Genomic DNA, 12,010 nt, shown 5'->3' on the forward strand with positions numbered 1-12,010 from the left:
TTACCTCTTATTAGGCTGTTGTATAATAGCTATTATAGGTTAACAGCATTTCTCATTTATTCATGGAAGCTAAAGGAGTTTATCATGCTTGAAGCAAGGACGCTAACACCGCTCACGATCATTAAATTTGCGTTAAAATGGCTCCTGATCGCAGGAACGGTTGGTGTCTTGTCCGGCTCTGCCTCCGCTTTTTTCCTAACTAGCCTCGACTGGGTTACGGAGACGCGAATGGATCATCCATGGCTGCTATGGCTGCTTCCGGCAGGCGGCGCATTAGTAAGCTATCTTTACATGAAATTCGGCAATGAATCCGGAAGAGGAAATAACTTAATTATCGAGCAAATTCACTCCGGCGATGGCGCAATTCCTTTAAGAATGGCTCCTCTCGTTTTATTCGGGACACTTACAACCCATTTGCTAGGCGGCTCCGCTGGCCGGGAAGGAACGGCCGTTCAAATGGGCGGAAGCTTATCCGAATGGGTTGGCCAACGATTCAAATTAGATCGGCTCGATCGTAAAATCATTCTGATGTGCGGGATCAGCAGCGGCTTTGGCGCTGTGTTCGGCACACCGCTTGCAGGCACGCTATTTGGTTTAGAGGTACTTACTATCGGACTCATTAGCTATGAAGCGCTGCTGCCTTGCTTTATCGCCAGCTATGTCGGTCATTTGACCGCCGCAGCCTGGGGCATTAAGCATCTTCATTACTCAATCGGTGCGGTACCTCCGCTCGACTGGCTGCTGCTGGTTAAGGTCGTTGCTGCCTCCGTTTTATTCGGTTTGGCCGCCCTGTTATTCACACAGCTTACTCGCAGGCTTAAGCAGTTATTTAGCAAATGGTTCAGCCACCCCGTCTTGAAAAGCGTGATCGGCGGTTTCATCATCATAGCTCTGGTGTATGCGCTAGGCACGCGTCATTGTTTGGGACTTGGCATACCGCTTATCCAGCAATCATTCCATGAAGCCGTATCACCGCTTGTATTTCTTCTAAAAACGATATTTACGGCTATCACCCTTGGTACAGGCTTCCAAGGCGGTGAAGTAACGCCGCTTTTTGTCATTGGCGCAACGCTCGGCAGCGCGCTTGCCGGCTTGCTTGCAACACCCGTTCCGTTATTGGCTGCCATTGGGTTTGTCTCGGTATTCAGCGGCGCAGCTAAGACGCCAATCGCTTGCTTCATAATGGGAATTGAACTGTTTGGCGGCGATGGAGCTATCTATTTATTTATCGGATGCGTGATTGCTTTCTCATGCTCCGGACGAATCGGTATTTACGAAGCTCAAAAAACGAGGTGACCTCCTCAAAAAGCAATAATGGCCTGCTCCCTCTGATGGGATGCAGGCCATTCGTCATTTTTTTTAGAAATATACGATATAGATAACCGCTGCAAGCACGATCCGATAGATCGCGAAGGGAACCAGCTTGATTCTGTTAATGAGCTTTAAGAAGAAGCGAATCGAGAGTAGAGCAAATACGAATGCGCTCAGAAAACCTGCAATAAAGAAAGGCAAGGAGTCCAGCGTGAAGTATTCCCAGTTTTTCGCGAGCGACAGCAAGCTTGCGCCCGCCATGATCGGAACGGCCATAATAAACGTAAAGTCTGCCGCTGCTCGGTGACTCATCCCAAGCAGTACCCCGCCTGAGATCGTTGATCCCGAACGCGAGAAGCCCGGCCAGAGCGATAAACACTGAATCAAGCCGACCGAAAGTGCTTGCTTGTACGAAATTTGATCCACCGTTTCCACCTTTGGTTTCGCCGGTCTTAGGCGATCCGCAATAATCATAAATACGGCACCGATAACGAGGCCGACAAGCACGGTCCGAATTGAGAACAAATACTCATCGATGTAGTCATCGAACAGGAGACCGAACACACCCGCTGGAATAAGGCCAACGATAACATGCGTAAGCTTCAGCTTTTTTTGCGGCCCAGACGTTGACTGGCTTGCTGTCTTGCTGCCACGGCCTAAACCTAGTAAATCAATGAACCGGTTCCGGAAAATAATGACAACTGCTAGAATCGATCCTAGCTGGATGACGATTTTGAACGTATTCGCTACGTATTTCGTCAAATACTGCTCCGATTGAAGCCACATATCGTCTACTATGACCATATGTCCCGTTGATGATACTGGCGCAAACTCCGTCAAACCTTCCACAATTCCCAGAATAATCGCTTTTAAGATGGTCAAAAAGTCCATGTGTGCTTGAATCTCCTAACTTTATAAATGATAGAAAAACGGTATAGAGCAGAACCTTTCAAATCATAACATAAAATACCCTCTTCCAACAAACCTCCAAAGTCACAAATTATTCGCTCATGACGTTTTTTGAAACTTGCTGGCGGTTAGTCGTTTAGTAGCAATTCTTCCTCTGCTAGACATAAAAAAATCGCCGCCAGCCCGCAATGGGCTAAACGACGACTCAAATTACTCAGGATTATCAGCCAAAACGCTGACGGTAACCGCATTTGCGGCAAAGCTCCTCGACTGCTTCCCTTCTGGAGAAGCCTTCATAGAGGTTTGTCGCCCGCTCATTCTCAATAATGTCGGAGAAATGCGTATCGTGGATGTTGCCAAGGTTGATGACACCTTCGCCATCCAAGCAGCAAGGGATCACCGTTCCATCTATGAGAATGCCTGCTTGATTGCGCAACGCATGACAGAACCCTTTGCCGTTATACTCAGGCTCCTTTAAATCCGGCCACTTGAACTCCGGATCTTGGTTTAAGTAAATGCGTTCCGCAATTTTTACGCCTGAGCCGGGAATAAACTTCTCTTCGATTTTATAATCAAGATCAAACGCCTTCTCAATCATGCCGAGCAGCTCGCGGTTTTTGTTCTTCTGCTGATTCGTTTCGTTGTCCATATCCAGATTCCATAATCGGAAAGAAATAATGATGTTGCTGCTCGCTACCGCTTCCTTCACGAACGACAGGATTTCAGCCAGATAACCTTCTTTATTGGTTGATCCGGCATGGCCATCAAAGCTATGAAGGGAGAAATTAATTTGGCGCAGCGCCGGTTTATTTAACAGCTTTTCTTTATTTTTCGTAATAAGCGTTCCGTTAGACGTAATATTTACTTTGAAGCCCTTCTCATGGCTGATATCGAGCAGCTCGTCCATCTTCGGATGAAGCATCGGCTCGCCCTTCACATGAAAGTAGATATAATCGGTATGCGGCTTAATTTGGTCGAGCGTTTTTTTGAAATCCTCTACTTTAATGAATCCCTTTGCACGAAGCGTAGGAGGACAAAAGCTGCAAGATAAATTGCAGATGCTTGTCGTTTCTATATAAAACTTTTTGAATCTTTTCATCGGTCACGAACTCCATTCCCATTGACTCAGCTGCTAACGAAACGCAAGCTTAACCATCATTCCTATTGTCTCTATCGCTATTATACAACGACTAGCTATGAAGTGACAAAAAGGAATAAACGGCTGCTGCCGCCTATTCCCTGCTTTCATCCCGCAGCGGCTGAATCCCAACGGGAATCGCTTCTGGCTCTGTCTTAATAAAACTGGCTTGAAAGGCGCCTTCATAACGAAATATTTGCCCAATAATCGGATTCCGAACGTCAACCGTAATTTTGTAACAACGCTTGCCGTCATCATACCACTCATTTACTTCAGCACAGCCGGTAAATAATTTGGGAAAACGGAACTGCAGCCAGCCCTCGTAGAATCGCTGCTCGCCAGAGCGAATCCGAATGCCTCCGTTCGCAGCTGCGCTTATGTCAAGGTCTACCGCCAGATGCTGTTTATTGCCTAAATAATCGACAATAAGCTCCCTTTGCCTGCTATACACCATCGTTGCATCAAAATGTCTAACCGAGCGTGGAAACTTGAATTTACGAATCCATGTAACCGTCTCGCGTCCGAACCGATCGATGTACGCATAGTTTTCGATGGTGAATGGGATATCCCTTCCGCCCTGCGGGAACATGATATGCCGAAACGTCCCGATAAACAAGGGCAGCGCAACAAGCTTGTTGAACCATATCCGCTTCATCACGCCATGCCCAATCGATGCCGTCTTATGTTCGCTGCAAAAGCCGAACCGCTGCTGAATCCGGGGATGAAGCTTGTAAAAGTCGGCACCAAGCACTTGCTCATAGATCGAACGCATGATGAACTCCCCCTCATATCTGAGTCTATTTGAAATGTCGCTTGCAGCGGCTTGCTTGCGGCAAATGCCGTCCGCTCCACCTTGCAATCAAGCATAAGCCAATCATCGGCAATGCGAGCGTTAACGGGTTAAAGGGCGACATCAGCACCCGAGAGTCATATAGAAGAGCTGGTAGAGTAAGCACAAGCAGCAGCAGGATTTGAGCGATATAAATGCCGTTTTTTCTATGAAATATAGCTGATATGATTCCGAAAGCAACTTCCCCTATACCTATAAAATGAACCATTAATAGCTCATTTCCTGCAAACCAGCCGACTTGCTTCATTAAGGTCAGCTCTCCTGCATCTGGATAAAGAAGCTTAGGCACAATTCCTTCATAGAGCCATAGCAGCATAATAAAAATAACGCTCACATAATGGGTGATTGCCCGCTCGGCAGTGACAGAAGGCGGTATTTTCTGTTCCAGCCAAATGCGCAGCCGATCGAAGCTCCATGCAGTCGCGTAACCGAACAAAGGCCGGAAAATAAATCGGTCCAGCAAGCGCCCGGCAACTCCAAAACGCGTACGATAATCGAATAAGGTCATAAAAGTAACCTCGTTGTTATTGACCTTGTACTTCCAATATCCGCCGCCATGGCGGATAAGTGAAACCGGCTGCTCCGAAGCAAAGGATAACACTGATAATCGTTCGGACAGACTAGGTGCAGGCGAATGGCTCGTTTCACCTGTGCCTTTTATTTTTAATCCGAACCCGATTCTGGTCTCATATAAAAAATTTTGTTTTTCATGCTCATTTAGTTTTGGCAAATAGCTAATTTCCGAGAAACGAAGATCCCACTGCTGATGAAGCATTGGCGATTGCGTATGCTCCCATAGCTCCTCTAACGTCGTGTGGATATCCAGCTCAACGTAGATCGGTTTTTTTTTCATCCGGCATTTCCCCCGTGCCTTCTACTTGTACGCCATCTTCGATAAAACGCGCGATCAGCTCTGGCGATGGCAGCATGCAAACGTCAGTCTGTCCAAACCACTTATAGCGGTTATTCGCAACAAAATCATAAACGACATTCCTCCATGCTCGCGGCAAGGCGATAAACAGATACATGAGCCGCCACCAGCCGCCAAGCCTGCGCAAAACACGCAAAGCCGCATCCGACTTCGTATAATAACGGCCATCTTGAACCATCACGAACGTGTCATAATCATGTGTAGACAGCTTTCCATTTATTAAAAGCCGTATCCCGACTGATGATTGCAGCATGGCAAACCGGAATGCTTTCGCTTTATCCCTTTTCGCTACAAAAATAGTGATTCGATTACAAAGCAGGCACCGTCCATCGATTAGCAAAATAGCAGGCTCATCTTGGTTTGCGCTAGTCCGACTCATTTTCCTCGCTTCCTCTCTTACTCATTTTAACCGCGAGTGCTGCAGCTTCGGCAGTTCCAACTTTTATAGTACAACGCGCAAAGGGGTACTACGTTTCGTAGTACCCCTCTCCCTATCGCGAGCTGCCAGAGCGCTATTCTTTATCCTCACGCTGGAACAGCCCTCTTCTTCTAACCTTCTCAATCGCTTCTTTGCTGCTTCGAACGCCAAACTTTTTCAGCATTTTGTTGACCTGATTTTTGAGCGTGCTTTCGGCTTTGAACAGCTTTTGCTCGATTTGCGATTGGGTGTAGCCCGCTTCAATGAGCTCGAACACCTCGCGTTCAGCACCTGTCAAATCCTTTAGCTGCTCCTCGCGCTTCAGGCGCGCAAGCTCCTTAAGCAAAGCCTCCATTGGAGCAGGATGATGATAGACGCTGCGAATCGTTTGCGGAAGCTCCTGAAAGCGTGTTTTCTCTAAGTACTGCAACGCGCCTGCCGTAAAAGACCGCGTCATCGATTGTTCATCATTTAATGACGTTAACATAATGATTTTGGCTGCTGAATGCTCATGCATCATCATCGCGGTTTGAATGCCATCAAGCTTGCTGCCCTCGAGTTGAATATCCATCAAGATAACGTCAAAGACAATCGTCCGAGCCATGCTGAGCGCTTCGTTCGAGTTCACGGCAGTCCCGACAACTAGCAAATCAGGCTCTCGATTCAGAAAGGAAGAGAGTGCTTTTAACCAATCCTCGTCATCTTCTACAATAAACACTTTAATATGGCTCAAGACTATTCCCTCCACAATCCATCTTTAGAGTAGCTTTCTGCGCGGCCATATAAAGGCTACCCGTGTTCCGTGGCCTTCTTGGCTGGCAAGCTCCACTTTTGCTCCGCTCTTCTGCATAACGTTATAGACATAGGACAGCCCCAGTCCAAAATTTTTGCCGCTCTTCCCGCTGCTATAAAAAGGATCAAAAACTTGCCGTAGCTTATCTTCCGATATGCCTACCCCGCTATCTTGTACAGACAAAATAATCCCGCTTTTATGCGCGGCAAGCCTTATCGTAATCAATCCCCCGCTTGGCATCGCTTCACAAGCATTCATCAGCACGTTGCCCAGCGCTTCGCTGACATGAGTCGCATCACACAGGAGCTTGGGACACACCTCATAATTTTCATTTACAGAAATACCCCGTTTGTTCATTAAACCCTTATTTTGCATAAGACACTGTTCGATGAGGTTATCTAGCTCCACAGGCTCTTCCACTAGTGTAATATCCTTCATTTGGCTGTGAATGCGGCTCATCATCTCAAGCATATGGGCCGAAGCATTCGTAATAATTTGCATATGCAGCTTGGTCTGTTCATTCGAATCGGGAATTATGCTTCTTAAATTTTCGGTGCTAATGGCGATTTTGCCAATCTCGTTCTTAATCGTATGATTCAGCATGGCAGCGCCCGTACTGACTGCCCTCATCGTTCCCTCCAGCGGATCATGCTCAAAGCGCAGCTTGACGCCAAGGACACCGTACATAAATGTGCAAAGCAATGCGACCGCAAGCGAGTAAATCATAAAAACCGAAATATAATTAAAAAATTCAAAGTCCGGGGAAATGACCTTCGCCACATAAATGAAAAATAGAACGCCAAGCAGCGTCGGAACAATGATAATAACGGTTATAAACCGACTGCGCTTTAACCTTGCATCACGCTCTTTCCAAAACGAAGAAACTAATAAATAACATGCAATCAAATAATAAGGAGCGCTCCACAAAAGCAGAAAGTTGAAAAACCATTGCTTATTAACGTTTAACCATTCAAGMCCAGCCATAAGAACGATCGGCAGCGCCAGTAACCATTTAGCCTTGCTTCTTGCTCGTTTCGAATCTATGGCTCTAGAATAGATTATGCTGAATACGAGAACGCCAAAGGGCGTTAAAGTGTAGTTGAGAAATTGCACCAGTTCGACTGCTTCGGGCAGCTTGCTATCATTAAATATGTCGGACAGACCTCCAATCGAGGCGCAGCATAAGAAAAAAGCCGCCCATCGATTCGATTCGCCCTTTCGGTTGTTTAATATTACGATAACAGATGCTGTGAATAAGGCTAAAAAATAAAAGAGCATGCTTAAGTACCGTCCTGTCATCATTTGGTATGTCTATCGTAACATATTCGGACACAGGGAAGTCCAGCATTTGCGTTTTTCTAAACGAAAAAAGTCCCAATCCAAATTGTACGAATGGATTGGGACTTTTTATTTTCGAATCAATAATCCGATTTTGGTTTGCGTGGCTGAGGTTTCGGTTTGTTCTGCACAGCTGGCAAATGGCGCATGCTTCTAAGCATTGGGCCTTTGCAGATAGGGCAAGCTTGCTCGGTAGCCGCAAACTCATCTCTCACCCAAGCTTTGCAGTCCGGATTTTTGCATTTGAAAATTTTTGTTGCTTTTAATTTCGGTTTATCGTCTTCGCTAGTAGCCACGCTTATGTTTCCCCTTTTCATCTCTTTACTAATGCTATTAATTGTTTATACCGTTAAATAAATAGGAACGACACATACCGGTTTAGGTACTGTAACGCTTTTACCAGTAAAGAATAGTTTTCCATTGTCTTTATCAACCGTAAAGACAGCAATATTGTTCGTATCACGGTTTGCTGCAAGCAAGTAACGCCCGCTTGGCGTCAATGCGAAGTGGCGCGGATGGCCGCCTTCGACCGAAATATGCTGCACAAGCGACAATAAGCCTGTCTCGCCGTCAACAGCAAAAACAACGATGCTGTCATGACCGCGATTAGATCCGTACACATATTTGCCGTCAGCAGAAATCGTAATTTCGGCACATGAATTTTCGTCTGCAAATGAGGCAGGAAGCGTACTTACCGTTTCCAATGCCTTTAATTCACCGGTTTTACTATCGTAGGAAAACGAAGTAATGGTTGAATCGACCTCATTAATGACATAGACGTGCTTTCCGTCCGGATGGAACGTCAAATGTCGCGGGCCTGCTCCAGGATGAAGCGCAACTTCGCTCTGACGAACAAGCTTACCGTTTGCAGCATCCAACGCGTATGTAACGATCCGATCAAGTCCCAAGTCTGATACGAGTAAATATCGGCCATCAGAGCTGTAGAACGAGGAATGGGGATGCGGACGATCCTGGCGTTCAGGATGCTGGTTGCTGCCTTCATGCTGCTGAACATCAAGTACTTGTCCAATGGCTCCGTCTTCTGTAATCTCAAGAAGTCCGATCATTCCGCCATGGTAGCTTGTAACCGTCAAAAACCGGCTGTTTGCATCACGTTGAATGTGGCAAGTCGTCGAATTAACCGTTATTTCACGGTTGATCAACTGAATGGAGCCTTTGGCGGCATCAATTGAAAAAGCAGCTGCTTCGCCAACTTTCACTCCAGCATCATTCACGGTCTCAGCGATGGCGTACAATAGCTTGCGGTTAGCATCTACATTAAGAAACGTCGGATTTTTGAGACCTGCAAACTCATCGGTCAACGTTAATGTTCCCGATTCCTCATCGAAAGCATACACATAAACGCCGCTCTCCTCTGCTTCCGCATAGGAACCTGCGAACACAAGCAGTCGTTGCTGTTCAACTGTCACGATTAATTCCTCCTATACATTAGCGTATCAGTGCACAATGACGAGCATCTGACTTCTTTGCCGTTATCTATTATAAGGCGAGACGGCATTCCAGACAATTAGCTTATTTTTTAAAATGCTGCCATACTTCATTATAACCTAAACAATATCCGATTTTCTGCTCCAGCTTTTACCGCTCCAGACAACCAAATCGCCGGGAACAATTTCCCCGGCGATCTTTGTGAGTGGAACGTCTATTTGTTTTCCATTAATAAGCATAATAACCGTCTGATCCTCTAATTTAATGATTTTACCAACCCGCTGAATGGCACAGCTGTTCTTGCTCGTAGAATCATCCATAAGCAGACCGCCTTTACTTCTGATTGATTATGACTTTGAGGAATCCGGAGCGCAATAACCGTCCGAACAAACGACGTCAGCGTCCCCTTCATTTACTTGTATGAAAGCAGGATGCTTCTCTTCCCAGGCTTTGTTCAGCGTATCCAAAAATACCGCTGGAGATTGAGCGCCGGAAACGGCATATTTGCGGTCAACGACGTAGAATGGAACGCCGCGAATGCCAAGATTGCTGCCTTCCTCTTCTTCAGCGCGGACAGCATCGGCGAATTGATCCGTTTGGAGCATTTGAGCTACAACCGCAGCATCCAGTCCAACTTCAGCTGCTAGCACGGCTAAGCGCTCGCGGTTGCCGACATTTTCACCATCTGTGAAATAGCCTTTGAACAATTTTTCGGACATCTCTTTATCCTTGCCCTGTTGTGCCGCGAAATGTACGAGTCGGTGAGCGTCAAAAGTATTGGTAGACACCGTACCTTCAAATTGGAAAGCAATGCCGACTGCGGCAGCTTGCTCCGCCACGTTAGCCGTCGTTTCTTTTGCCTTTTCGATGCTCATGCCATATTTGGAAGCAAGCATGCTGTACGTGCTTATGTTGGAGTCTGGATCAGCGCTTGGATCCAGCTCAAAGCTGCGGAACATAACCTCGATTTGATCCTTGTGAGCGAATTTCTCAAGCGCCTGCTCAAACTTTCTTTTGCCTATATAACAGAACGGACATACATAATCCGACCAAATTTCTACTTTCATAATGGACACCTCCGATAATTTTTCAATAAAAGTGTGATGCTTTATTTTATATTGTAACACGTTTAGTTACGACTATGAAAACAGCTTTTCGACAAATTTTAAGAAAAAAAGAAAAAGCGATGCTCACCGCAAGCAATTTCGTTTGCTGGTGAGCATCGCATTTTTATTAAACTGCAAATATATGTCGGCCAATTTTAATCGTTTGCTTGCGTGACCAAATCCAATCGGATGTTGCTGTTTCTGGGTTAAAATAATACAAAGCCCCATTCGTTGGATCGTAGCCCTTAACCGCCTCTTGTGCTGCCTGATAAGCTGTTTTGTCTGGCGTTAGGTTGTACTGACCATCATCAACTGCTGTAAATGCCCTCGGCTGCTCGATAACGCCTTTGATCGAATTAGGGAAGCTCGAGGATGCCATTCTGTTCATGACTACAGCACCTACCGCCACCTGCCCCTTATATGATTCACCGCGTGCTTCGGCATAAATGATTCTTGCGAGCATATCAAGCTCGCTTTTGTTCACCGAAACCTTCTTGAGCGTTTCCCAAGTCTTCTTGCCAGCGACGCCATCAACCCCAATTCCGTATGCTTTCTGGAATCGTTTCAAGGAATCAAGTGTCGTTGTGCCAAAGTAGGTCGTAACATCCTTGTTAAAATAACCTAACGTCTTTAGTCGATATTGTAAATCAGGAACATCAGGCCCTGAACTCCCGACTTTTAATGTTGCTGGTGATGCGGCCTGTACGGCTTTCATTGGAATGCCAAATGCCATCATAAAAACAAGAATTAGTGCCATACTATATGGTATGAATTTTATATTCATCATAAAAGCAAAACCTCCCTATTTTAAAAACCACACAAATTTTATGCAAAGCATATTAAGATTGGCAGCTGGTCGACTGACTCGTACGATTTTAGCACAGTTACTTTCGAATTGTAACCGAGAACCTAAAATTACATAGATTTACTAAATGAATGTTTTGTAAAGATTTAGAGCAAATGATTGACTTATGAACATAGTTGTAACTATAATAGTTACATGAAGCGAAGGCAGTCGCCTTTTATTTTTAATTTTGTTGTAACTATAATTGTTACATGATTGCCTTCTTAATATTAAGCTTTACTACATGAGAAAAAAGGAGTTTTTAAAATGAAAATAGCTGTTATCGGGGCAGCAGGCCGTGCAGGAAGCCGTATTGTGGAGGAAGCAAAAAGTCGGGGCCATCAAGTAACCGCCATCGTTCGTGATCCTTCCAAGCTTGCAAGCACGCAAGGTATCGAGGTTTTGGTTAAGGATGTATTCGAAACGGGCGCAGAGCTTGCAGGGTTCGATGCCGTCGTCAATTCCTTCTCTGCAAAACCAGGCGCTGAACAACAACACGTTGACGTAATTAAACATTTGATCGCCGTTCTTAAACAAACGCCAGATACGGTCCTTTACAACGTTGGCGGCGCCGGCAGCCTTCTTGTAGACGACAATGGAACACGTCTATTAGAGACACCTGAGTTCCCAGCTATCTATTATGCAACCGCCAAAGCGCAAAGCGATCAGCTTGATGTGCTTCGCGGTGAAAAAGAGCTGAAATGGACGTTTTTCAGTCCTGCGGCAATTTTTGAACCAGGCGAAAAAACAGGCAAAGTGAAGCTCGGCAATGACCATTTCCTTCTGAACGATAATCATGAGAGCAAGCTAAGCATGGAAGACTATGCTTCCATCCTGCTTGACGAAATCGAACGTCCTCAATTTCCAAATCAACGTTTTACAGCTATTAACGTTTAATTTTGGTTTTAGAAAAACAAGCCTCT

Annotated in this window: 14 protein-coding genes; 2 read left to right on the forward strand and 12 right to left on the reverse strand. The window is 45.6% G+C overall.

Annotation, left to right across the window (positions count from 1 at the left end):
- Positions 1-84 precede the first annotated feature (84 nt).
- Positions 85-1,296, forward strand: coding sequence for a voltage-gated chloride channel family protein (locus tag ADU23_RS24620; RefSeq protein WP_053376166.1), 1,212 nt, complete (start codon positions 85-87; stop codon positions 1,294-1,296).
- 63 nt (positions 1,297-1,359) lie between these two features.
- On the opposite strand, the gene ADU23_RS24625 is transcribed toward ADU23_RS24620, so the two are convergent.
- From ADU23_RS24625 to sleB, 12 genes are all read right to left on the reverse strand, one after another.
- A complete protein-coding gene (locus ADU23_RS24625; protein WP_053376167.1) occupies positions 1,360-2,202 on the reverse strand; it encodes an undecaprenyl-diphosphate phosphatase in 843 nt (280 codons plus the stop codon).
- A 241-nt stretch (positions 2,203-2,443) separates the two neighbouring features.
- Complete coding sequence (locus ADU23_RS24630; protein WP_053376168.1) at positions 2,444-3,319, reverse strand: radical SAM/SPASM domain-containing protein; 876 nt, start codon at positions 3,317-3,319, stop codon at positions 2,444-2,446.
- A 133-nt stretch (positions 3,320-3,452) separates the two neighbouring features.
- On the reverse strand, positions 3,453-4,130 hold the full coding sequence (locus ADU23_RS24635; protein ID WP_053376169.1) for a DUF4166 domain-containing protein: 678 nt from the start codon (positions 4,128-4,130) through the stop codon (positions 3,453-3,455).
- Between the two features lie 25 nt (positions 4,131-4,155).
- Positions 4,156-5,061: a DoxX-like family protein gene (locus ADU23_RS24640; RefSeq protein WP_053376170.1), complete on the reverse strand. Its 906-nt coding sequence runs from the start codon at positions 5,059-5,061 to the stop codon at positions 4,156-4,158.
- Entirely contained in the window at positions 5,036-5,518 is a 483-nt protein-coding gene (locus ADU23_RS24645) for a thiol-disulfide oxidoreductase DCC family protein (protein WP_063846099.1), read from the reverse strand. The genes ADU23_RS24640 and ADU23_RS24645 overlap by 26 nt, the downstream gene beginning before the upstream one ends.
- Before the next feature lie 133 nt (positions 5,519-5,651).
- Entirely contained in the window at positions 5,652-6,290 is a 639-nt protein-coding gene (locus ADU23_RS24650; RefSeq protein ID WP_053376171.1) for a response regulator transcription factor, read from the reverse strand.
- Positions 6,291-6,314: 24 nt separating this feature from the next.
- A complete protein-coding gene (locus ADU23_RS24655; RefSeq protein WP_053376172.1) occupies positions 6,315-7,628 on the reverse strand; it encodes a sensor histidine kinase in 1,314 nt (437 codons plus the stop codon).
- A 140-nt stretch (positions 7,629-7,768) separates the two neighbouring features.
- Positions 7,769-8,005, reverse strand: a complete 237-nt coding sequence (locus ADU23_RS24660; RefSeq protein ID WP_053376173.1) for a cold-inducible protein YdjO-related protein — start codon at positions 8,003-8,005, stop codon at positions 7,769-7,771.
- Between the two features lie 24 nt (positions 8,006-8,029).
- Positions 8,030-9,118 (reverse strand): lactonase family protein, encoded by a 1,089-nt coding sequence (locus tag ADU23_RS24665; RefSeq protein ID WP_053376174.1) that lies wholly within the window; start codon positions 9,116-9,118, stop codon positions 8,030-8,032.
- A gap of 138 nt (positions 9,119-9,256) precedes the next feature.
- Positions 9,257-9,457, reverse strand: a complete 201-nt coding sequence (locus tag ADU23_RS24670) for a hypothetical protein (protein WP_053376175.1) — start codon at positions 9,455-9,457, stop codon at positions 9,257-9,259.
- Between the two features lie 27 nt (positions 9,458-9,484).
- Positions 9,485-10,204 carry a DsbA family oxidoreductase gene (locus tag ADU23_RS24675; protein WP_053376176.1) on the reverse strand — a complete coding sequence of 240 codons (720 nt, stop codon included), beginning with the start codon at positions 10,202-10,204 and terminating at the stop codon, positions 9,485-9,487.
- 166 nt (positions 10,205-10,370) lie between these two features.
- Positions 10,371-11,027, reverse strand: a complete 657-nt coding sequence (gene sleB, locus ADU23_RS24680) for a spore cortex-lytic enzyme (RefSeq protein ID WP_082311322.1) — start codon at positions 11,025-11,027, stop codon at positions 10,371-10,373.
- A 327-nt stretch (positions 11,028-11,354) separates the two neighbouring features.
- Here sleB and ADU23_RS24685 point away from each other — a divergent pair, with 327 nt between their 5' ends.
- On the forward strand, positions 11,355-11,984 hold the full coding sequence (locus ADU23_RS24685; protein ID WP_053376177.1) for an NAD(P)-dependent oxidoreductase: 630 nt from the start codon (positions 11,355-11,357) through the stop codon (positions 11,982-11,984).
- The last annotated feature ends 26 nt before the right edge of the window (positions 11,985-12,010 follow it).

Source organism: Paenibacillus sp. FJAT-27812 (genome assembly GCF_001273905.1).
In the GTDB taxonomy this organism is placed as follows: domain Bacteria; phylum Bacillota; class Bacilli; order Paenibacillales; family Paenibacillaceae; genus Pristimantibacillus.

Coding starts and splice junctions, on each gene's coding strand:
- sleB (WP_082311322.1), bottom strand. CDS start 11,027: ATGAATATAAAATTCATACCATATAGTATGGCACTAATTCTTGTTTTT.
- ADU23_RS24645 (WP_063846099.1), bottom strand. CDS start 5,518: ATGAGTCGGACTAGCGCAAACCAAGATGAGCCTGCTATTTTGCTAATC.
- ADU23_RS24635 (WP_053376169.1), bottom strand. CDS start 4,130: ATGCGTTCGATCTATGAGCAAGTGCTTGGTGCCGACTTTTACAAGCTT.
- ADU23_RS24625 (WP_053376167.1), bottom strand. CDS start 2,202: ATGGACTTTTTGACCATCTTAAAAGCGATTATTCTGGGAATTGTGGAA.
- ADU23_RS24640 (WP_053376170.1), bottom strand. CDS start 5,061: ATGAAAAAAAAACCGATCTACGTTGAGCTGGATATCCACACGACGTTA.
- ADU23_RS24660 (WP_053376173.1), bottom strand. CDS start 8,005: ATGAAAAGGGGAAACATAAGCGTGGCTACTAGCGAAGACGATAAACCG.
- ADU23_RS24685 (WP_053376177.1), top strand. CDS start 11,355: ATGAAAATAGCTGTTATCGGGGCAGCAGGCCGTGCAGGAAGCCGTATT.
- ADU23_RS24630 (WP_053376168.1), bottom strand. CDS start 3,319: ATGAAAAGATTCAAAAAGTTTTATATAGAAACGACAAGCATCTGCAAT.
- ADU23_RS24675 (WP_053376176.1), bottom strand. CDS start 10,204: ATGAAAGTAGAAATTTGGTCGGATTATGTATGTCCGTTCTGTTATATA.
- ADU23_RS24620 (WP_053376166.1), top strand. CDS start 85: ATGCTTGAAGCAAGGACGCTAACACCGCTCACGATCATTAAATTTGCG.
- ADU23_RS24670 (WP_053376175.1), bottom strand. CDS start 9,457: ATGGATGATTCTACGAGCAAGAACAGCTGTGCCATTCAGCGGGTTGGT.